Consider the following 20,045-nt stretch of genomic DNA (forward strand, 5'->3'; position numbering starts at 1 on the left):
AGCTCACTCGTTCAGTCTGGTGCGCACGTCATGCACGTTCTGGCGAAGGCCGAAGTAGTCCGGCCGCTGCGCTCGTGGTACGCGCAGCTCCGTGCTGATGCGGTCGATGTCGTCGAGTTCGGCACGCAACGCGGCCTTGTCAGTGCTGGACGCCAGTGCCTTCTCGACGCTCTCCAGCCGCCGGTACAGCGCCAGGCTGGCGCGCTCGTAGCGGAAGCTCACCAACTTCGGCAACAGGCCGAACAGCGCCAGCGCCGCGGACGCCACACTGGCGCCAACCCACATGAAGCGGTCGACCAGCGTCGCCAGGCGGAACGGCAGGACACGCCACAGGGGCGATGGCCCGCGTTCGTAGTACCGCTTCGCTGCGGCGCTCAGGGGCAAGGACACCATCGTCGCATTCGGGAATTCCCCGGCCCTGGCAAACGGGCCGCGCGGCCCGTGGACCTCCCCGGCGGCCTCCAGCAACAGGTCGGACAGTGCGGTCGGCAGACTCGCCGGCACGATCAGTTGCACGGAGATGCCAAGCAGTTCGACATCGCTGGCGGGCAGATTGCGCGCCATGTCTGCACTGCCTGCGGGGAGCCGAAGCGCCCTGACGCCAGGGAACCGGAACGTGATGGCGTCAATCCGGCGCAGCGACACGGGCAGCAGGTCGGGTGAACGCAGCAGGCCATCGATCAGTGGAGCATCCATCTTGCCGGCGGCAAACACCACATCAAGCCTGCCGCCTTCAATCGCTGCCCGCAGACCACTCACGTGGACGATATCGGCCTCGACGAGCGTGACGTCGCCAGTGAGTCCGTTCCACGCGAGCAACGTCTCCGCAAAGAGGCGCACTCCACTCCCCTCGTTCCCGGGAGCGATGGCCAGGCCCTTCATGTCACGGACTTCTGCCACGCCGTCGATGCTGAGCCCGCGACGGGCAAAGATCCAGAACGGTTCGAGATACAGGCTGCCCAGTGTGCGCAACTCGCCGCCTGGCGCGCCAAGCCACTGTTCCGGGTACTCTGCGGCTTCGGCAAAGCCCGCGCAGGCATCACACCCGGCTGCCAGCCGTCGCAAGTTCGACAGGGACCCTTCCGTCTCGACCACGTCAAGGGTGACGCCATGTCTGGCGAGGATGTCGCGGTAGCGCAGCCCATCCTGATGGAACGACGAGCCCCGGGGCCCTGCGAGCAGCGTCATGCGGTGAGGGACGTGCGGCTTCGCGTACAGGAGTGCCGATACCACGGCCAGGGCCGCGAGAAGCACGAGGCCAAGGCGCAGGACACGGTCATCGCGAGTTTTGTTGTTGCTGCGGCTCATGACGCGGCTCCGTGGCGCGGGACGAGGGCTTCTGGGAGCGGGACGAGGCGTTTCGCCGCGGGCCTACTCGAGTCTCGGGGCGCAGTCGGCGCAGGAGGCGGGGGCGACGACGACCGCGCCCGCCTGCATCACGAACGCGGGACGCCGCAGCCGGGTGATGTCGTCGAGCGGGTTCCCGGCGACGGCCACGAGATCCGCGAACTTGCCGGCGGTCACGGTGCCGAGGTCGCGCTCCATGCCGAGCAACCGCGCCCCATGCAGTGTGCCGATGGTGATCGCGTCCATCGGGGTGGCCCCGAGGATGTCGACCATGTACGCGAACTCCTCGCCGTTGCGGCCATGAATGTCGCTGGTGGCGTCGGTGCCGAGGGCGAAGCGCACGCCGGCCTGGTACGCGGCGCGCAATCGCACGCGCCGGTCGGCGGCGATGGCCGTCGCCTTCGCCACGGCGTAGGGCGGCACCCCCTTCGCCGCGCCATCGCGCACGATCTCCTCGAGGATGATCAGCGTCGCGAGCGGCGCGGCGAGGAAAGCAAAGGCGAGGAGAAGACGCGTCAATCGCATGAACTGGCTGCTCGGGGAGTGTACGGCCGCTTCAAACTGTTCCGCAATCGTGCGAGGGCTCGCCCGAAACCGGGATCACCAGGCCGTTCGTCGTTTCCTTCCCCGGGCGGGCCTCGGTATAGGATCCTGCCGTTTGCCCGGAGGCACGATGACCGACCGCGTGAAGTACCTGCTCGACGAATCGAAGCTGCCCACCACCTGGTACAACCTGGCTGCCGACCTGCCGGCGCCGTGCCCGCCGCCCCTGCACCCGGGCACGCTGCAGCCGCTCGGCCCCGACGACCTCGCGCCGCTGTTCCCGATGGCGCTGATCGAACAGGAAGTCTCGACCGCGCGCGAGATCGAGATCCCGGGCCCGGTGCGCGACGTGTACCGCCAGTGGCGTCCGTCGCCGCTGTTCCGCGCGCGGCGCCTCGAGCAGGTGCTGCAGACGCCGGCGCGCATCTACTACAAGTACGAGGGCGTGAGCCCGGCCGGCAGCCACAAGCCGAACACCTCGGTGGCCCAGGCGTACTACAACCGCGAGGCCGGCATCCGGAAGATCGCCACCGAGACGGGCGCCGGACAGTGGGGGTCGTCACTCGCCTTCGCGGGTGCGCTCTTCGGCATCGAGGTGCAGGTCTTCATGGTGCGCGTGTCGTACGACCAGAAGCCGTACCGCCGCGCGCTGATGGAGACCTACGGCGCGTCGTGCGTGGCCAGCCCGTCGCCGCTGACCAACTACGGCCGCGCCGTGCTCGAGCAGGATCCCGACTGCAAGGGCAGCCTCGGCATGGCGATCTCCGAGGCCGTGGAAGTCGCCGCGACCAACCCCGACACCAACTACGCGCTCGGCTCGGTGCTCAACCACGTGCTGCTGCATCAGACGGTGATCGGCATGGAGGCCATCGAGCAGCTCGAGATGGCCGACGACTACCCCGACGTCATCGTCGGCGCGACCGGCGGCGGCTCGAACTTCGCGGGCATCGTGTTCCCGTTCATCGGCGCGAAGCTGCGCGGCGGCCCCGACGTGCGCGTGGTGGCCGTTGAGCCGGCGGCGTGCCCGAGCCTCACGCGCGGCACGTACGCCTACGACTTCGGCGACACGGCGCACATGACGCCGCTCACGAAGATGCACACGCTCGGCTCGACGTTCATGCCGCCGGGCTTCCACGCCGGCGGGCTGCGCTATCACGGCATGGCGCCGATGGTGTCGCACCTGAAGGAGCTCGGGCTCATCGAGGCCAGGGCCCTCATGCAGCGCGACTGCTTCGACGCGGGCGTGCAGTTCGCGCGCGCCGAGGGCATCCTGCCGGCCCCGGAAGCCAATCACGCCGTGCGGGGCGCCATCGACGAGGCCATCAAGTGCCGCGAGGAAGGCGTGTCGCGCGCCATCCTGTTCAACCTCTGCGGGCACGGCCACTTCGACATGCAGGCCTACATGGACTACTTCGCCGGCAAGCTCGTCAACCAGACCTACGACGAGAGCGAACTCGCGATGGCGCTGGCCGGCCTGCCGAGCGTGAACGCGTAAGGGACCGGGGCAATTTGAGATTGGGAACTCGAGATTCTCGCGGGCGACGGCCTTCGGCCTGTCGCCTACGCGGCGCTTCGAGCGGCAGTGACCGGAGGTCGCGCCGCCGAGAATTTCGACTTTCCAATTTCAAATTGCCACCTCACGCATTCTTCACATTCGGCGCGCACACTGGGGCTCAGGAGGCCCCATGTCGCTGCTGCCCCGTCTCTCCGCCCTCGCGTTCCTCGGCGCCCTGACCATCCTCGGCGCGCCCACGCTGCTGGCCCGCCAGGCCACGACCCAGGCCGCGCTCGATGCGCGCGTCAAGGCGTTCCTGGCGGAGCGCGCCGGCACGTGGCGCGACCTCAACGTGCCGGACGTGGATGGCCAGTCCCTGCACGACTTGATCGTCGAGCATCGCTACACGCGCGCGCTCGAGATCGGCACGTCGACGGGGCACTCGGGCATCTGGATCGCCTGGGGACTCAGCAAGACTGGCGGCCGGCTGATCACGGTCGAGCTCGACGAGGGCCGGCACGCCGAAGCGAAGCGGAACTTCGAGGCGGCCGGACTCGCCCGCTACGTCGATGCCCGCCTCGGCGACGCCCACGCCATCGTCCCGGCGCTCGAGGGGCCGTTCGACTTCGTGTTCAGCGACGCCGACAAGGACTGGTACCCGAACTACTTCCGCGCGGTGTTCCCGAAGGTGGTCAAGGGCGGCGTGTTCACCACCCACAACGTCAGCGAGGCGGGACGTCGCGGGGCCATGGGCTCGCGCGAGTACCTGGCGGTGCTGCGCGCGACGGCGGGCGCCGACACGACCGTCGACGAGCGGGGCGGCGGGCTGGCCATCACCTTCAAGCGGTAGGCGGTCGGCGGTGCCTCAGCGCCGGCGGGCCGACGCGGCAAGCGCCCCGTCGCCCGTGCGCAGCTCGAGGCGGTCGCCGTCGACGCGAACACGGGTGGCCGTCGCCAGGGCGGCGAGGTACGCGGTTTCCTGCGCCATCACGCCCTCCTCGCCGCACATCTTGCGCGTCGTCGCCAGGGTGCCGATGGCCACCGTGTCGCCGACGGCGGTGTAGGTGCCACTGAAGCGATTGCAGCCGGCCTCCCCCGACACTCGACCGTCGGCGGCGAAGGCGAGCGTGAGTCGCGTGTCGCGCACCACGCTCACGACCGCCTGCCGGCCGTTGTTGTAGCCCGTGACCTCCCAGTCCGTGCCGGCCAGCGACGTCGACTGGCGGGTGAAGGTCGCCAGCGCCGCGCCGCTCTCGTCGGCGAGCACCAGGACGCCGTCCTCGATGCGCGTGACACGGGCCTTGCCGAGCGCCTCGGTGAAGGCGGCCGCCTGCGCCATCCTCGGCCCCTGGCACGCCATGCGGGTCGCCACGAGGGGGCCGACGCGGAAGGTCGTTCCCTCGCCCGTGTACGTCCCGCGATAGGTGTTGCAGCTGTCGTTGCCCGAGACGCGGCCGCCCTCGAAGCGCAGCGTGGGTGTGCCGTGCAGCGACGGGTGCCCCGCCAGCGTCGTGAGCGTCCACGACGATCCGTCGAGGGTCGAGGGCTGGGCCACGGCCAGGGCTGCCGACAGGCACATCAGGGCGAGGATCGACGACAGGGCGCGCGGCATCATGCTTCTCCCGACGTCAGGCAGGGGTGAATGGTCGGCTGACGCGCCCCAGAGTACCCCGGCCACCCGGCAGCGGGCGCCCCGACCTCGCGGCGGCCTGTAGAATTCCAGCCATGCTCCCGCACGCCGCGCCGTGGAAGACCGTGCCGCTGCGCCGCGTACGGGGCGAAACGTCCGCAGCCGACACCGACCGGGCCGCTACCGAAGCTCCGCTGTCGATCACCGTGCAGGGCGAGCCCTTCGTGATCACCATGCGCACGCCTGGAGACGATGAGGCGCTGGCGGCGGGATTCCTCCTGTCGGAGCAGGTGGTGCGTCGGTCGTCCGAGATCACGGCCGTCGTGGCGAGGCCGGAGGGCGATGGCGTGGATGTGTCGCTCGGGAGCGAGGCTCTCGCCCGGCTCTCGGCTCGTGCGGCCGAGCGCCGCCAGGTGACGACGACGTCGGCCTGCGGCGTGTGCGGACGCCCGACGGTCGACGCCCTGAAGACCGACGCCGACGCCCTCGACTCGTCGTGGACGGTCGCGTCCTCGCTCGTGCCCGCGTTGCCCGACCGGCTGCGCGCGGCGCAGTCGGTGTTCGACAGGACAGGCGGGCTGCACGCCGCAGGGCTGTTCGCGCTCGACGGCACGCTCGTGGACGCGGCGGAGGACGTGGGCCGTCACAACGCCGTGGACAAGGTGATCGGCCGCCAGGTGCTCGCGGGAGCGCTGCCCCTGTCCCATCGCCTGCTGTGCGTCAGCGGACGCGCATCGTTCGAGCTCGTGCAGAAGGCCGTGCTCGCCGGCATCCCGATGCTGGTCGCCGTGTCGGCCCCGTCGACGGCGGCCATCGATCTCGCCGAGGAGCGCGGCCTCACGCTGGTGGGCTTCGCACGCGGCGACGGCTACAACCTGTACACCCACCCCCACCGGATCGCCTGACCCATGCCCCTGTTCGGCCTCACGAGGCAGAAGCCGCGCCACTTCCGCGACATGTTCCGGATCGCGTGGGAGAACCGCGATCAGTTGCCGTTCGCCTGGCGGATCCTGCGCGACGGCGTATGCGACGGCTGCGCGCTGGGCACCTCGGGCCTGAAGGACTGGACGCTGAAGGGCACGCACCTCTGCATGGTGCGGCTCGAGTTGCTGCGGCTGAACACCGCGCCCGCTCTCGACCCCACCCTGCTGCGCGACGTCTCGGCGCTCTCGTCGCGGACCTCGGCCGGCTTGCGCGCGCTCGGGCGCCTGCCGGAACCGCTCCTGCGTCGCCGCGGCGAGCCCGGCTTCCGCGTGGTGTCGTGGGACGAGGCGCTCGACCGCATCGCGCAGGAGATGCGCGATGTCGACCCGCAGCGTGCCGCGTTCTTCATGACGTCGCGCGGCATCACCAACGAGACCTACTACGTCGCGCAGAAGGCGGCGCGCGTGCTGGGCACCAACCACGTCGACAACGCCGCGCGCCTCTGCCACGCGGCGTCGACGATCGCGATGAAGGCCGCCCTCGGGCACGGCGCCTCCACGTGCAGCTACACCGACTGGCTCGACGCGGACCTGATCGTCTTCTTCGGGTCCAACGCGGCCAACAACCAGCCCGTCACCACGAAGTACCTGCACTACGCCAAGGCGCGCGGCGCGCAGGTCGCCGTGGTCAACACCTACCGGGAACCCGGCCTCGACCGCTACTGGGTGCCGTCGATTCCGTCGAGCGCCGTCTTCGGCACGCGCATCGCCGACCACTGGTTCGACGTCCACACGGGCGGCGACCTCGCCTTCCTGATCGGCGTGCTGCGCGCGCTCGTCGAGATGGGCGGCATCGACGAGGCGTTCGTCCGCGATCACACGACGGGCTTCGACGAGGCGCGGGCCCGCGCCCTCGCCACCGACTGGGACGTGCTCGCGCGCGACAGCGGCAGCACGCGCGAGCGCATCGAGGCCTTCGCGCGCCTGCTGGTCGAGCGCCCGAACGCGGTGCTCGTGTGGTCGATGGGCCTCACGCAGCACGCCCACGGCGTGCAGACGGTGGCGGCGTTGCTGAACGTCGGCCTGGCGCGCGGCCTGCCGGGACGACCCAAGCGCGGGCTCGTGCCCATCCGCGGGCATTCCGGCGTGCAGGGCGGCGCCGAGATGGGCTGCGTGCCGTCGATGGATGCGGCGACGCGGGCCCGCTGGCAGGCGGTGTGGGGCGTCGATGTGCCGGACGCCGCCGGATGGACCACCGCGGAGATGATCGAGCACGCGGCCGGCGGCGACGTCGACCTGTTCTGGATCGTCGGCGGCAACTTCCTCGAGACACTGCCCGACGAGGCGCGCACCCGCGCCGCGCTGCGACGCCCGCGCCTGCGTGTGCACCAGGACATCGTGCTGTCGTCGGGCATGCTCGCCGACAGCGACGGCGACGTCCTGATCCTGCCGGCGACCACGCGCTACGAGTCGCCGGGGGGCGGCACGGAGACGTCCACCGAGCGGCGCGTCATCTACTCCCCCGAGGTCACCGGGCGGCGCGTCGGGTCGGCGCGTCCGGAGTGGCAGGTGATGGGCGAGGCGGTGGCGCGGGCCTTCCCCGACCGAGCGACGCACGTGCGATTCGCCAGTGCCGCCGCAATCCGCAACGAGATCGCCCGGGCGGTGCCGCTCTACGGGGGCATCGAGCGGCTCGCGGCCAAGGGCGATCAGTTCCAGTGGGGCGGGCCAACGCTGTACGCCGACGGCCGGTTCGCGACAGCCGACGGCAAGGCTCGCTTCGCGCCGCTCGACACGACGCGCCCGGCGCACGCCGCGGTCGTGGCGATGGACAGCATGGCGGACACGTCGCGGGCCTTCCGCGTGTCGACGCGCCGCGGCAAGCAGTTCAACTCGATGATCCAGCGCGAGGTCGACCCGCTCACGGGCGCGCATCGCGACGAGATTCTCGTCAGCGCGACGGACCTGGCGCGACTGGGGCTGCGTGACGGCGCACCCGTGCGGCTGCGCGCGCAGGCAGGCAGCTACGAGGGCCGCCTGAAGGCCGCGCCGATCCTGCCCGGCAACCTCGAGGTGCACTGGCCCGAGGGCAACATGCTGCTGTCCTCGTCGGCCATCGACCACCAGTCGATGGAGCCCGACTACAACGCCGTGGTCACCCTCGAACCGCTCGACGGGTAGTCGAGGCCTGCGCGTCGACGTGAACGTCGACGCCCACGGACTGAACGGTTCGTGGCGGTCGAACTTCAGTTCGACCGACGGGTGGGTCAGGCCGCCTTGCGCTCCGGGTCGCGGAAGAAGAGCAGGAACAGCACAAGCACGGCGACGGCCCCCCAGGCCGGCAGGCGCCAGATCGCCGCCCAGTCGTAGCCGCCGTGCCCACCGCCGACGCCCGGTAGCGCGTGCGCGGCCAGCACGCGCCCCGCGAGCAGCGTCCCCACGAATGAGCCCGCGCCCCACAGGATGAACGCGATGAAGCCCTGTGCCGCCCCGCGGATGCGCTCGTTGGCCTCGTCGTCGACGTACAGCTGGCCGGCGATGAACAGGAAGTCGTAGCACACGCCATGGACGCCGATGGCCAGGAACACCAGCAGCGTCTGCGCGGACGGCGCATGGACGCTGCCCGAGAGCGCGAAGTAGCGCGCGGCCCACGCCAGGATGCCGATCATGATGGTGCGCTTGTAGCCCAGCGCCTTGAGGAAGACCGGCAGCAGGAACAGGAACACCACGTCGGACACCTGCGCCAGCGTCATCTTCGCGGCGATGCCCTCCCACTTCAGGTCCGTGAGGTAGATGCTCATCATCACGAAGTAGAAGTAGAGCGGGATGCAGATGAGGAACATGCAGGCGATGAAGATCGCGAACGACGGCTTCTTCAGCAGCGCGAGGGCGTCCAGGCCCAGCACCTCGCCGAGCGAGACGTCGGCGCCCGTCTTCTTCGGCGGCGTATGCGGCAGCGTGAGCGCGTAGAGGCCGAACACGATGGAACTCGCGCCCGCGAGGTAGAACTGCAGCGCCAGTTGCTCGGCGGCCAGCGCGCTCAGCGCCATGCCCGCCACGAACCAGCCCACGGCCGAAAAGACCTTGACCCTCGGGAAGTCGCGACCGGCGTCCGCAAGGTGGTGCATCGACAGCGAGTTGCCCAGCGCCAGGGTCGGCACGAAGATGGCGCAGTACAGGATGAGGGCCGGGTAGAAGGTGGCGAACGTCCGCATGCCCGGCAGCAGGCAGAGCACGGCACCACCGGCCAGGCCGAGCACCGCCAGGATCCGCTCGGTGGCGAAATAGCGGTCGGCGACCAGGCCGACGAAGAACGGCGAGATCATCGCGCCGATGGCAAACGCGCCGTAGGCCAGGCCCACTTGCCCGCCGTCGAAGCCGAGCGTGTGCGTGAGATACGTGCCCATGCTGGCGTACCAACACCCCCAGATGAAGTACTGGAGGAACATGAACGTCGACAGCGTCACCTTCAGCCTGGCCTGACTCGTCACCACCGGTCACCTCGCTCGCGGGATGGCGAAGCATAGCCTGCACGCGGGTCGCTCCGCTGCCGTATAATCCGGGGCCACGCGCGCCATGGCCGTCGTTCCCCCGGACCGTCGCTCCTCCAGCACCGCCATGTCCCTCGCCGGCGGAGCCCCTCACGCCCTCCAGGGCGCGGAGTGGATCATCGACGCCCAGGGCATCGAGGCCGACGTCCTGCGCGACGACACCCGCCTGCGCGCCCTGTTCGATCGCCTCATCACCGACCTGCGCCTCACGCCGGTCGCCCCGGCGGTGTGGCACCGTTTCCCTGGACCGGGCGGCCTCACCGGCTTCGTCGTCCTCGCCGAGTCGCACCTGGCCTGCCACACCTTCCCCGAGCACGGCTCGATCTGCGTGAACGTGTTCTGCTGCCGCGCACGGGAGGAGTTCGACGCCGCGGCGGTGATGGCCGACATGCTGGGCGCCACCGAGACGCTGGTGCGCCGCGTGGATCGTGCGTACGCGCCGGCCGGGACGGTCCTGGCGTGAGGGGACCCGCGGGACGCTGCCCCAACTGCAGCGCGCCGGTCCGGTACCGCTGGTCGAGCGCCGTCCAGACCACGTGCGAGAGCTGCCGCTCGGTCATCGTCCGTCACGACGTCGACATCGAGACGATTGGCGAGGTCGCCGACCTTCCGCCCGACGCGTCGCCCATCCAGCTCGGGACGCAGGGCAGCCTCGACGGCCAGGGCTTCACGGTCGTCGGGCGCATCGTCTACGCGTACGAGCAGGGCGGCTGGAACGAGTGGCACATCGTCTACGACAACGGCACGAGCGGCTGGCTGTCGGATGCGCAGCTCGAGTTCGCCGTGTCGAGCCTGGTGGAGTCGGAGCGGCGGCTCCCCAGTGCCGACGAAGCGAAGGTCGGCGACAGCTTCACGTGGAACGACCGGCACCTCCAGGTGACCACCATCACGGTGGCGCACTACAAGGGCGTGGAGGGCGAGCTCCCGTTCGAGTACTGGGGCAAGGACGACGTGCCGTTCGTGGACCTGCGGGGGCACGACGCGACGTTCGGCACGATCGACTACAGCGAGCGCCGCACGCCGCTCCTCTTCATCGGACGCATGGTCGCGTTCGAGGAGCTCAACCTCCGGAACCTGCGCACCTTCGAGGCCACCGACGCCAGCAAGGCGCTCGCCGGCTTCAACTGCGCCAACTGCGGCGCCGCCGTCGAGCTCCGCGCGCTCTCGCACACGCTCTCTGTGGCGTGCACCAGCTGCGCCGCGGTGATCGATGCCAGGGACCGCAACGTCGTGGCCCTGCAGGACGCCTCGGCGCGCGAGTGGATCCGCCCGGTGATTCCCCTCGGCACGCGCGGGACATGGGCCGGGCAGCCGCACGACGTGATCGGCTTCCAGCAGCGATCGGTGACCGTGGACGGCACGCGCTACGCCTGGGACGAGTACGTGCTGTTCAACCCGTACCACGGCTTCCGCTACCTCACCTGCTACAACGGCCACTGGAACGACGTGACGACGGTCCGCGAGCTGCCGGAGACGGCGAGCGTCGGCGGACGGAGCGGTCACACCCACGGCGACAGAAGGTACACGCACTTCCAGCGCGCGACGGCGCGTACCGACTACGTGCTCGGCGAGTTCCCGTGGCGGGTCCAGGCCGGCGAGTCGGTGGAGACCGACGACTTCATCGACCCGCCGTACATGCTCTCGGGCGAGGGCACGGCAAAGGAACGGACCTGGTCGCGGGGGCTGTACACCGATCCGAAGCAGATCTGGCAGGCGTTCGGGCTCGAGGGCGCCCCGCCGGCGGCGCAGGGCATCTTCGCCAACCAGCCGAACCCGTACATCGAGAAGTCGCGACAGCTCTGGCGCGCCTTCCGATGGCTGGCGCTGCTCGTGGTGCTCCTGCTGATGTGGCGCCTCGTCACCGCGGCCCGCGAACAGGTCTACCAGGAGCGATTCACTTACGTGTCCGGCCAACCCGAGTCCGCCTTCGTGACGCCCACCTTCACGTTGGCAGGGCCGGGGACCGTCGACGTGAAGATCGAGAGCGGCATCAACAACTCGTGGCTCGGCTACGACGTGGCGCTCGTCAACCTCGACACGGCGGAGGCGCACAACGTCGGCACCGAGATCGGCTTCTACTCCGGCGTCGAGGACGGCAGCAGGTGGACGGAGGGCAGCACGTCGTCGTTGATGACACTGCCGCGCCTGCCCGCGGGCCAGTACTATCTCCGCGTCGAGCCAGAGGGGCCGCCCAACGGGCCGAAGGTCTCGTACCGGATCACCGTCCGGCGCGACGTGCCCGATCCGACGCCGTACGTGATCGTGCTCGTGCTGCTGCTGATCCGCCCCCTCTGGGTCTGGTTCCGCAAGTTCAGCTTCGAGCACGCGCGCGCCCAGGAAAGCGACTATGCCACCTCGGTGTCCAGCGACGATGACGAGTAACCGGGAGTCCGCATGCGCCGCGCAGTGATCTATCTCGTGTTCGGGCTCCTCACCACGGGCTGGGCCGTCAACGCCGACCGCTCCGGCTGGATGACCGGCGCCCAGGTCGTGCGCAACGTGCCGCGCTCGATCCGCGACAACCCCGGTGCCTATCGCTCGCTCTACAACGGCGGGCCCCGCTACTTCGGAGGGAAGTGATCGATGGAAGCCACGCTCCTCACCAACCTTGTCGCCGCCATCGTCTTCGCGGCGCTCGGCATCGTCGTGCTGTTCGCCACGTTCATCATCACCGACCGGCTGACGCCCTACGACTTGTGGCGCGAGATCGTCGAGAAGCACAACACCGCCCTCGCGGTGCTGGTGGGCTCGTTCGCGCTCGGCATGTCGCTGATCATCGCCGCGGCGATCCACTAGCCCGCCGTCGCGCGTGCGGCGTTCCGGCGGGCACGCGGCCGAGAGCCGGGGCCCGTCGCGGCATCCCGGCATCGCGGCATTCCCAGCATTCTCGTGACCGCCGCCCTCCTCGCCTCCGTCCTGCTCATCGCCGCCTGCGGGCTCATCTACGAGCTCGTGGCCGGCGCGCTCGCCAGCTACCTGCTCGGCGACAGCGTCACGCAGTTCTCGACCGTCATCGGCACGTACCTCTTCGCGATGGGCGTCGGCTCGTGGCTGTCGCGGTTCGTCGACCGGGGACTCGCCGCGCGCTTCATCCTCGTCGAGATCATGGTCGGCGTGGTGGGCGGCTTCTCGTCGGCCATCCTCTTCCTCGCCTTCGCCTACACCGACGCCTTCCGCCTGCTGCTCTACCTGCTGGTGCTCGTGGTGGGCACGCTGGTAGGCCTGGAGATCCCGCTGCTGATGCGGCTGCTGCGCGACCGGTTCCAGTTCAAGGACGTCGTGGCCAACGTCCTCACCTTCGACTACCTCGGTGCGCTGGGCGCCTCGCTGTTGTTCCCGATCGTGCTCGTGCCGAAGCTGGGGCTCGTGCGGGCGCCGATGCTGTTCGGCGCCATCAACGTGCTCGTGGCGCTGTGGACCACGTCGGTGCTGCGCGAGTCGCTGTCGGCCAGGACGCGGCGCTCGCTGCAGGCCATGTGCGCCGTCGCGCTCGCCGCGCTCGGCATCGGGTTGTGGCGGGCCAACGACATCCTCGACCTCGCCGAGGCCAACCTCTACGCCGACGAGGTCGTGCTGTCGCGCACCACGCCCTACCAACGCATCGTGCTGACGGCCTGGAGGGGCGACCTCCGCCTGTTCCTGAACGCCAACCTGCAGTTCAGCTCGCGCGACGAGTACCGGTACCACGAGGCGCTGGTCCATCCTGGACTGGCGGCCCTGCCCTCGGCACGGCGGGTGCTGATTCTCGGCGGCGGCGACGGCCTGGCGCTGCGCGAGGTGCTGCGGTACCCCGGCGTGCAGCACGTGACGCTTGTCGATCTCGACCCGGAGATGACCCGCCTGTTCTCCACCCATCACGAACTGAGCCGGCTCAACGGCGGCTCGCTCCGCGACCCGCGCGTCCGCGTGGTCAACGCCGATGCGTTCTCCTGGCTCGACACGCCGGGTGACCCTTACGACTTCGCCGTCGTCGACTTCCCCGATCCGTCCAACTTCTCGCTGGGCAAGCTGTACACGACGACGTTCTACCGGATGCTGATGGCGCGGCTGTCGCCGGGTGGCACGTTCGTGGTGCAGGCGACGTCGCCGCTCTTCGCCCGCCAGGCCTACTGGTGCATCGTCGCGACCATCGAGCAGGCGGGCCTCGTGGTTGCGCCCTATCACGTCTACGTGCCGTCGTTCGGCGAGTGGGGCTACGTGCTCGCGGGCACGGGTCGCCCGGCCATCCCGACCTCGCTGCCGGCTGGCCTCCGGTTCCTCGACGCGAAGTCGCTGCCCGAGCTGTTCGATTTTCCGCTCGACATGGCGCGCGTGCCCGTGGAGCCCAATCGCCTGCACACACAGGCGCTCGTCCGGTACTACGAGCGCGAGTGGAACGCCATCAATCGGTAGGCGCGCGGTACGCGCGCCTGCCGATTGATGGAATGCTGCGATGCTGCGATGCTGGGAATGTCGAGGGTCGGCAGGCTCATCATCAGCACCGCCACGGTCGCAGCATCCCGCGATGATGCCGGCACTTCGAGGAATGCTGCGATGCTGCGATGCTGGGAATGTCGAGGGGCGGCAGGCTTATCATCAGCACCGCCGCAGTCGCAGCATTCCCGCGCCGTGTGCCCTGCGACGTATGGCGGTGCGTGATGTGGCCAGCCGACCTCCGACATTCCGGCATCGCAGCATCGCAGCATTCCCGTGAAGACTGACCGCCGCTCCTTCCTCTCGGCCGCGCTGATCGGACTGACGCAGAAGTCGGGGCGCCCCGTCGCGGGTGGGTTCGTCAACGAGTCGTACGAGCGGGGGCACCGCCTGCGCGATGGCGTGGGCCTGTCGGCAGGCCGGGAGGCCCGCCGCGCGGGCATCGTGATCGTCGGCGGCGGCATGGCGGGGCTGTGCGCGGGATGGCGCCTGCAGAAGCAGGGGATCACCGACTTCGTGATCCTCGAGATGGAGCCCGACGCGGGCGGCAACTCGCGGTTCGGGCAGAACGACGTCTCGGCATACCCGTGGGGCGCGCACTACGTCCCGGTGCCCGGCGCGGCGGCGGGACTGGTACGCGAGATCTTTCGCGACCTCGGCGTGTACGACGGCGCGTCGTGGGACGAGCGCCACCTGGTGCACGCGCCAGACGAGCGCCTGTTCATCCATGGCCGGTGGCAGGAGGGCCTGGAACCGCAGGTCGGACCCACGCGCCGCGACCGCGACCAGTTCGCGCGCTTCGCCGCGCGCATGCAGGCGCTGCGGGCGACGGGGCGCTTCACGATCCCGATGGCGGCGTCGTTCGATCCCGCGCGCCCGCCCGCCGAGGACGGGCTGTCGATGGCGGCCTGGCTCGAGCGCGAGGGATTCGACTCGCCGTGGCTGCGCTGGCAGGTGGACTACGCCTGTCGCGACGACTACGGCGGGCTGGCGCGTGACGTGTCGGCGTGGGCCGGCCTGCTGTACTTCGCCGCGCGCGACGCCGACGACACGGGCCCGCTCACCTGGCCGGAGGGCAACGGCTGGATCGCGCGCCGGTTGCTGCAGCGACTGGCGCCGCACGTGCGCACCAACGAGGTGACGTTCCGCGTGACGCGCGCCGGCCGAGGCTGGCAGGTGCAGTCGACGTCGGCGACGTGGACGGCCGAGGCGGTGATCGTCGCCGCGCCACTACACGTCGCGACGCGGATCGTCGACGGCGCGCCGCCGGCGAAGGTCACCTCGTCGCCCTGGGTGACGGCCAACCTCACGCTCGACCGGTGGCCCGACGAGCGCTGGTTCCCCATCGCGTGGGACAACGTGCTGTATGACTCCCCCGCGCTCGGCTACGTGGTGGCGACGCACCAGTCGCTGCGCCGGCACGTGCCGCGCACCGTGTGGACGTACTACTGGGCGCTCGCGCACCAGCCAGCCGCCGACGCCAGGCGCTGGCTGCTGGCCCAGCCGTACGAGAGCCTCCGCGACCGAATCCTCGACGACCTGTCACGCGCGCATCGCGACATCCGCGACTGCGTGTCGCGCGTCGACATCATGCGGTTCGGCCACGCCATGGTGCGCCCGACGCCGGGCCTGCTGTCGGACCCCGCGTGGCAGGCCGCGCGGCGCGGACTCGAGCGCCTCTTCTTCGCGCACTCGGACCTGAACGGACTGCCCTTGTTCGAGGAAGCGCAGGCGCGAGGCGTCCATGCGGCCGATGCGGCGGTCGCCGCCCTGGCGGGCCGCCGCGCCTAGCGCCAGCCGTCGCTGCGCACGACGCCTGTGCGCCGGCCCCTCCTCCGACGTTCTGATACGTAGCCACACCGTGATCGGTGCGTCGCCCAGTCACGAACGGCCGGGTCGCACGCGTCGCTGCGGCTCGTCGAGGAGAGGTCGCATGTCCACCCAGCCAGTACAACGCTTCACCCCTCGCGCCTCGTCGAGCGCGCGCGGCTTCACGATGATCGAGCTCCTCGTCGTCGTCGCCATCATCGCGATCCTGATCGGGCTGCTCCTGCCCGCCGTCCAGAAGGTGCGGGAGGCAGCCAACCGCTCCCAGGCGACCAACAACCTCAGGCAGCTCGCCCTGGCCGTGCACGGCTACCACGACCGGGAGGGGCGCCTGCCCGCCAGCCTCGACGACATCCTCGTGGCCGGACGGACGAGGCACGACGAGGCCCGCGACGGCTACAAGTTCGTCGCCCTGCACCTGTCGCGCACGGCCGTATCGCTCCTGGCCGAGCCCGTCCCCGGCATCACCGGCTCGGACAGCCTGGTGATCGACATCAGCCTGAACGACGGGCGACTCGTCGACAGCGACATCCGCTCGTTCCCGACGCCTGGCGCTGGAGCGGCACGGCAGCGCATGTTCGCGCTGATCGACCGGGCGCAGATCGAGGCCGTCGGGTCCGTGGTGGGGCTGCTGCCGTACGTCGAGCAGGACGAACTGGGGCGGTTGCTGCCGGCGATGCTCGCCCGGCCGGGCCCTGAGGTGGACGACGCGCTGCGCTCGCTCTCGGCCACCGGAGGCACGCTGTCGGTCGGCGACCTGCAGGCCGTGATCAACCCGGCGTTCTGCGACGGATCGGTGCGCGTGTTCTGCGACGGGTCGGTGCGGCCGATCTTCACGCGGTTCGTCGCCGACGTGCTCCGCGCCATGCAGATCGGCGCCTATGGCGAGAACGTCCGGCTGCTCCCGGCCGTGCAGTTGCCGTTCGGCCTCGCGCATCCGGGGGCCTTCACCTTCACCGGCCTGCGACAGGGCATCAACACGATGGTGGTCGACGGCCCGCTGCGGAAGGAACTGCTGGCCCTGGTCAAGGACGCCGCGGCCGCCGCCAAGGCCGGCCAGACCACGTTGAAGGAGAGCCTGCTGGCCACGGTGGTCGCCCGCCTGGAGCAGGGGCGCGGCACCGCCCTGCCCGCGGTGCAGGCCGACGGGCTGATCGCCATCGCCAGGACCCTCTGAGCGAACCCGGTCGAGGAGACGCAGGGCGGACCGGCACGGCCCGGTCCGCCCGCCGCTACGCAGGTGCGGTTACAGCGCGAGCACCCACGCGCAGAACTGCTGCCAGACGGGGAACCGATAGGCGTACAGGAACGACCAGTGATACGCCAGCAGCACCGCCAGCGCGAACGGGAAGACGTTCCAGCGGCGGTGCGACACCCAGTCCCAGACGCTCAGGCCGACCAGCATCGCGTCGGCCATGAGGAATCCCACCAACGGCACGTTGGGCACGCCTTCGATGAGCGGCAGCCGCGGCACCACCGACGGCAGGTGGGTGCTGATGAGGCGGTCGGTGACCGGCGTGAACATCGGGAACACCGTCGCCACCATGAACCGCGCATGGATCACCGGCCGGCGGCGGAACCAGACGGCCAATCCGTAGAGAACCCCGAACGCGACGAGCGAGTTGATCACCAGGGCAGCGAACGCGAAATGCCCGGGCTCGAGCCGCGGCACCGCCGCGAGCCGGTACCTCAGCAGGTCCATCGTCGCCACGCACAGGATCGGCACCAGCACGTATGACGCCCTGCCGACCCGCCGGTGCCAGGCGTACTGCCTGGCGCGAATCAGCCACGGCTGGCCCACGAGCATCAGGCACCACAGGATCAGGGCGATGCCGTGCGCATGCTGCCGCCAGGTCTCCTGCTCGAGGAGCCTGGTGAAGTAGCTGGGCCAGAAGGCCGCCACCATGCACGCGAGGAAGGCAAGGAAGTAGAGGGAGCCCTGCCTGAACAGCGCGCGTTCGAGTGTCATCCGGCTCCTGGGGGCTGGGACCGGTGCCGGTCCGCCCGCTGGCTCATGCGTGAGTGGCGCCACCATACACCACGCAGGCGCTCACGGCCGAGCTCGTGGGATATCCTTGGTTAGCTCCATCGCGTAGCTGGATGCCGCGCGGCGCGGTGTCGCCGCCTTCGTCAGAGGTCAGTCTTGTCCGAACCCGTCACCCCCGAACACATCCTGCAAACCGGCCTTGCCTTCTGGGCCTCCAAGACCCTGCTGAGCGCCGTCGAGATGGGGGTCTTCACCGAACTCGCACGAGGCCCCGAGCCGTTCGCCGCGCTCTCGGGTCGCCTGGGCCTCCACCCGCGATCGGCCCGCGACTTCCTCGATGGGCTCGTGTCGCTCGGCTTCCTCACCCGCACGGGCGACCAGTACGCGAACACGCCGCAGACCGACCTGTTCCTCGACCGGCACAAGCCCTCGTACATCGGCGGCATGCTGGAAATGGCCAACCATCGGCTCTACCCGTTCTGGGGACACCTCACGGAGGCCCTGCGCACCGGGCAGCCACAGAACGAGATCAAGTCCGGCGGCCCGGGCCTGTTCGAGTCGCTGTACGCCGACCCCGCGCGCCTGCGCGAGTTCCTGGCGGCGATGAGCGGCATCAGCCGGGGCGCGAACCTGACGATCGCGCACGCCTTCCCGTGGGCGGAGTACCGCACGTTCGTCGACGTCGGCACGGCGCAAGGCGATCTCGCCAGCCAGATTGCGCTCGCCAACCCCCACATGCGGGGCCAGGGATTCGACCTGCCCGAAGTGGCGCCCGTCTTCGAGGAGTACGTCGCCGGGCTCGGCCTGGCCGATCGGCTCACGTTCGCGCCGGGCAGCTTCTTCGAGGTCGACCTGCCGAAGGCCGACGTCATCCTGATGGGCCACATCCTCCACGACTGGGATCTGCCCACCAAGCGGATGCTGATCGACAAGGCGTTCGCGGCGCTGCCGACCGGCGGCGCCCTCGTGATCTACGAGTCGATCATCGATGACGACCGGTCGAAGAACGCGTTCGGGCTGATGATGAGCCTGAACATGCTGATCGAGACGCCGGGGGGATTCGACTACACCGGCGCCGACTGCGCCGGCTGGATGCGCGACGCGGGCTTCTCGTCGACGCGCGTCCAGCACCTCGTGGGGCCCGATTCCATGGTGATCGGCATCAAGTAGGCGAGAATGCAGGCGGTCTCCGGCGGGCGCACACGCGCCCGCCGGGTGCGTCCCTCGCAGGAGGCCTGCCATGTCGTTCCGTTCGCTCGCGTCGGTCGCCTTCGCGGCGGCCAGTGCCCTCACCATCGCCGTGACCGCCCAGACGCCCTGGTTCCTCGAGGAACCGCTCGTGCCGGGCATCTACACCGCCGACCCCTCGGCGCACGTGTTCGGTGGGCGCCTCTACGTCTATCCCTCGCACGACATCGACGCCGGCGTGCCGCAGGACGACCTCGGCAGCCACTTCGCGATGCGCGACTACCACGTGTACTCGATGGCGCGCGTCGGTGAGCCGGTGACCGATCACGGCGTGGCGTTGTCGCTCGAGAAGGTGCCGTGGGCCAAGCGCCAGATGTGGGCGCCCGAGGCCGCGGAGCGCAACGGCACGTACTACCTCTACTTCCCCGCGAAAGACGCGGCTGACGTGTTCCGCATCGGCGTCGCGACGAGCACGAGTCCCACCGGGCCGTTCACGGCCGATCCCAAGCCGATCGCCGGCGCCTACAGCATCGACCCGGCGGTGTTCCGCGACGGCGGCGGTGAGTACTACCTGTACTTCGGCGGCATCTGGGGCGGGCAGCTGCAACGCTGGGCGACCGGTGCCTACAAGGGCGCGGACACCTACCCGGCTGCGGGTGCGCCGGCGCTCATGCCGAAGGTCGCGCGCCTGGGGGCCGACATGAAGAGCCTGGCCGAGGCGCCGCGCGACGTGCGGATCCTCGACGCCGACGGGACGCCGCTGAAGGTCGGCGACACCGCGCGACGCTTCTTCGAGGCCGCCTGGGTCCACCGCTACGGCGGCAAGTACTACCTCTCCTACTCGACCGGCGACACCCACTACCTCGTGTACGCCACGGGAGACTCACCGTACGGCCCGTTCACGTATCGCGGCCGGATCCTGGAGCCGGTGCTGGGCTGGACGACGCACCACTCGATCGCGGAGCAGGAGGGGAAGTGGTTCCTGTTCTACCACGACGCGCAGGAGTCCAACGGGCAGACCCACTTGCGCAGCATGAAGGTGACCCGCCTGGTGCACCGCCCTGACGGGACCATCGAGACGATCGTGCCGTACCGCGATCGCTGAGCCGCCGGACACGCAGGGTGCAGGCAGCGTGACGGT

At 70.1% G+C, this 20,045-nt stretch carries 18 protein-coding genes; 13 read left to right on the forward strand and 5 right to left on the reverse strand.

Features of this window, described 5'->3' with window-relative positions; all coding sequences use genetic code 11:
• Positions 1-3: 3 nt before the first annotated feature.
• Complete coding sequence (locus ACIRDX_RS09700) at positions 4-1,308, reverse strand: TAXI family TRAP transporter solute-binding subunit (RefSeq protein ID WP_396625215.1); 1,305 nt, start codon at positions 1,306-1,308, stop codon at positions 4-6.
• A gap of 63 nt (positions 1,309-1,371) precedes the next feature.
• Complete coding sequence (locus ACIRDX_RS09705; protein ID WP_396625216.1) at positions 1,372-1,872, reverse strand: amidohydrolase family protein; 501 nt, start codon at positions 1,870-1,872, stop codon at positions 1,372-1,374.
• A gap of 148 nt (positions 1,873-2,020) precedes the next feature.
• On the opposite strand from ACIRDX_RS09705, the gene ACIRDX_RS09710 reads away from it, so the two are divergent.
• Both ACIRDX_RS09710 and ACIRDX_RS09715 read left to right on the forward strand, forming a co-directional pair.
• Positions 2,021-3,385 (forward strand): TrpB-like pyridoxal phosphate-dependent enzyme, encoded by a 1,365-nt coding sequence (locus ACIRDX_RS09710; protein ID WP_396625217.1) that lies wholly within the window; start codon positions 2,021-2,023, stop codon positions 3,383-3,385.
• A gap of 190 nt (positions 3,386-3,575) precedes the next feature.
• Entirely contained in the window at positions 3,576-4,235 is a 660-nt protein-coding gene (locus tag ACIRDX_RS09715) for a class I SAM-dependent methyltransferase (protein WP_396625218.1), read from the forward strand.
• A gap of 15 nt (positions 4,236-4,250) precedes the next feature.
• On the opposite strand, the gene ACIRDX_RS09720 is transcribed toward ACIRDX_RS09715, so the two are convergent.
• Complete coding sequence (locus ACIRDX_RS09720; protein WP_396625219.1) at positions 4,251-5,000, reverse strand: META domain-containing protein; 750 nt, start codon at positions 4,998-5,000, stop codon at positions 4,251-4,253.
• Between the two features lie 110 nt (positions 5,001-5,110).
• Between ACIRDX_RS09720 and fdhD the strand changes: the two genes are divergently transcribed.
• Positions 5,111-5,920 carry a formate dehydrogenase accessory sulfurtransferase FdhD gene (gene fdhD / locus ACIRDX_RS09725; protein ID WP_396625220.1) on the forward strand — a complete coding sequence of 270 codons (810 nt, stop codon included), beginning with the start codon at positions 5,111-5,113 and terminating at the stop codon, positions 5,918-5,920.
• Positions 5,921-5,923: 3 nt separating this feature from the next.
• The gene (locus tag ACIRDX_RS09730) at positions 5,924-8,119 is read left to right on the forward strand and encodes an FdhF/YdeP family oxidoreductase (protein WP_396625221.1); all 2,196 of its coding nucleotides are present in this window, start codon (positions 5,924-5,926) and stop codon (positions 8,117-8,119) included.
• Between the two features lie 86 nt (positions 8,120-8,205).
• Here the strand turns inward: ACIRDX_RS09730 and ACIRDX_RS09735 are convergent, their stop codons facing one another.
• On the reverse strand, positions 8,206-9,432 hold the full coding sequence (locus ACIRDX_RS09735) for an MFS transporter (RefSeq protein WP_396625222.1): 1,227 nt from the start codon (positions 9,430-9,432) through the stop codon (positions 8,206-8,208).
• Positions 9,433-9,556: 124 nt separating this feature from the next.
• On the opposite strand from ACIRDX_RS09735, the gene speD reads away from it, so the two are divergent.
• The 7 genes from speD (at position 9,557) to ACIRDX_RS09770 (ending at position 16,906) form a co-directional block, all read left to right on the forward strand.
• Positions 9,557-9,952 carry an S-adenosylmethionine decarboxylase gene (gene speD / locus ACIRDX_RS09740; RefSeq protein ID WP_396625223.1) on the forward strand — a complete coding sequence of 132 codons (396 nt, stop codon included), beginning with the start codon at positions 9,557-9,559 and terminating at the stop codon, positions 9,950-9,952.
• Positions 9,949-11,871: a DUF4178 domain-containing protein gene (locus ACIRDX_RS09745; protein WP_396625224.1), complete on the forward strand. Its 1,923-nt coding sequence runs from the start codon at positions 9,949-9,951 to the stop codon at positions 11,869-11,871. Before speD ends, ACIRDX_RS09745 begins: the two co-directional genes overlap by 4 nt.
• Positions 11,872-11,883: 12 nt before the next feature.
• Positions 11,884-12,069, forward strand: a complete 186-nt coding sequence (locus tag ACIRDX_RS09750) for a hypothetical protein (protein WP_396625225.1) — start codon at positions 11,884-11,886, stop codon at positions 12,067-12,069.
• Between the two features lie 3 nt (positions 12,070-12,072).
• A complete protein-coding gene (locus ACIRDX_RS09755) occupies positions 12,073-12,285 on the forward strand; it encodes a DUF350 domain-containing protein (RefSeq protein ID WP_396625226.1) in 213 nt (70 codons plus the stop codon).
• 93 nt (positions 12,286-12,378) lie between these two features.
• Positions 12,379-13,881: a polyamine aminopropyltransferase gene (locus ACIRDX_RS09760; RefSeq protein WP_396625227.1), complete on the forward strand. Its 1,503-nt coding sequence runs from the start codon at positions 12,379-12,381 to the stop codon at positions 13,879-13,881.
• 297 nt (positions 13,882-14,178) lie between these two features.
• A complete protein-coding gene (locus ACIRDX_RS09765; protein WP_396625228.1) occupies positions 14,179-15,693 on the forward strand; it encodes a flavin monoamine oxidase family protein in 1,515 nt (504 codons plus the stop codon).
• 142 nt (positions 15,694-15,835) lie between these two features.
• Positions 15,836-16,906, forward strand: coding sequence for a type II secretion system protein (locus ACIRDX_RS09770; protein WP_396625229.1), 1,071 nt, complete (start codon positions 15,836-15,838; stop codon positions 16,904-16,906).
• Positions 16,907-16,975: 69 nt separating this feature from the next.
• Here the strand turns inward: ACIRDX_RS09770 and ACIRDX_RS09775 are convergent, their stop codons facing one another.
• Positions 16,976-17,698 (reverse strand): hypothetical protein, encoded by a 723-nt coding sequence (locus tag ACIRDX_RS09775; RefSeq protein ID WP_396625230.1) that lies wholly within the window; start codon positions 17,696-17,698, stop codon positions 16,976-16,978.
• Between the two features lie 174 nt (positions 17,699-17,872).
• Here ACIRDX_RS09775 and ACIRDX_RS09780 point away from each other — a divergent pair, with 174 nt between their 5' ends.
• Positions 17,873-18,886 (forward strand): methyltransferase, encoded by a 1,014-nt coding sequence (locus tag ACIRDX_RS09780; RefSeq protein ID WP_396625231.1) that lies wholly within the window; start codon positions 17,873-17,875, stop codon positions 18,884-18,886.
• A 70-nt stretch (positions 18,887-18,956) separates the two neighbouring features.
• Positions 18,957-20,009 (forward strand): glycoside hydrolase family 43 protein, encoded by a 1,053-nt coding sequence (locus tag ACIRDX_RS09785; RefSeq protein WP_396625232.1) that lies wholly within the window; start codon positions 18,957-18,959, stop codon positions 20,007-20,009.
• Positions 20,010-20,045: the final 36 nt, after the last annotated feature.

This window comes from Luteitalea sp., assembly GCF_044337415.1.
Lineage (GTDB): Bacteria > Acidobacteriota > Vicinamibacteria > Vicinamibacterales > Vicinamibacteraceae > Luteitalea.

Bases quoted from the DNA above. Each gene is read 5' to 3' on its own strand.
- ACIRDX_RS09770 (WP_396625229.1), top strand. From the start codon at position 15,836: ATGTCCACCCAGCCAGTACAACGCTTCACCCCTCGCGCCTCGTCGAGC.
- speD (WP_396625223.1), top strand. From the start codon at position 9,557: ATGTCCCTCGCCGGCGGAGCCCCTCACGCCCTCCAGGGCGCGGAGTGG.
- ACIRDX_RS09755 (WP_396625226.1), top strand. From the start codon at position 12,073: ATGGAAGCCACGCTCCTCACCAACCTTGTCGCCGCCATCGTCTTCGCG.
- ACIRDX_RS09710 (WP_396625217.1), top strand. From the start codon at position 2,021: ATGACCGACCGCGTGAAGTACCTGCTCGACGAATCGAAGCTGCCCACC.
- ACIRDX_RS09715 (WP_396625218.1), top strand. From the start codon at position 3,576: ATGTCGCTGCTGCCCCGTCTCTCCGCCCTCGCGTTCCTCGGCGCCCTG.
- ACIRDX_RS09720 (WP_396625219.1), bottom strand. From the start codon at position 5,000: ATGATGCCGCGCGCCCTGTCGTCGATCCTCGCCCTGATGTGCCTGTCG.
- ACIRDX_RS09730 (WP_396625221.1), top strand. From the start codon at position 5,924: ATGCCCCTGTTCGGCCTCACGAGGCAGAAGCCGCGCCACTTCCGCGAC.
- ACIRDX_RS09775 (WP_396625230.1), bottom strand. From the start codon at position 17,698: ATGACACTCGAACGCGCGCTGTTCAGGCAGGGCTCCCTCTACTTCCTT.
- ACIRDX_RS09785 (WP_396625232.1), top strand. From the start codon at position 18,957: ATGTCGTTCCGTTCGCTCGCGTCGGTCGCCTTCGCGGCGGCCAGTGCC.
- ACIRDX_RS09700 (WP_396625215.1), bottom strand. From the start codon at position 1,308: ATGAGCCGCAGCAACAACAAAACTCGCGATGACCGTGTCCTGCGCCTT.
- ACIRDX_RS09705 (WP_396625216.1), bottom strand. From the start codon at position 1,872: ATGCGATTGACGCGTCTTCTCCTCGCCTTTGCTTTCCTCGCCGCGCCG.
- ACIRDX_RS09750 (WP_396625225.1), top strand. From the start codon at position 11,884: ATGCGCCGCGCAGTGATCTATCTCGTGTTCGGGCTCCTCACCACGGGC.
- fdhD (WP_396625220.1), top strand. From the start codon at position 5,111: ATGCTCCCGCACGCCGCGCCGTGGAAGACCGTGCCGCTGCGCCGCGTA.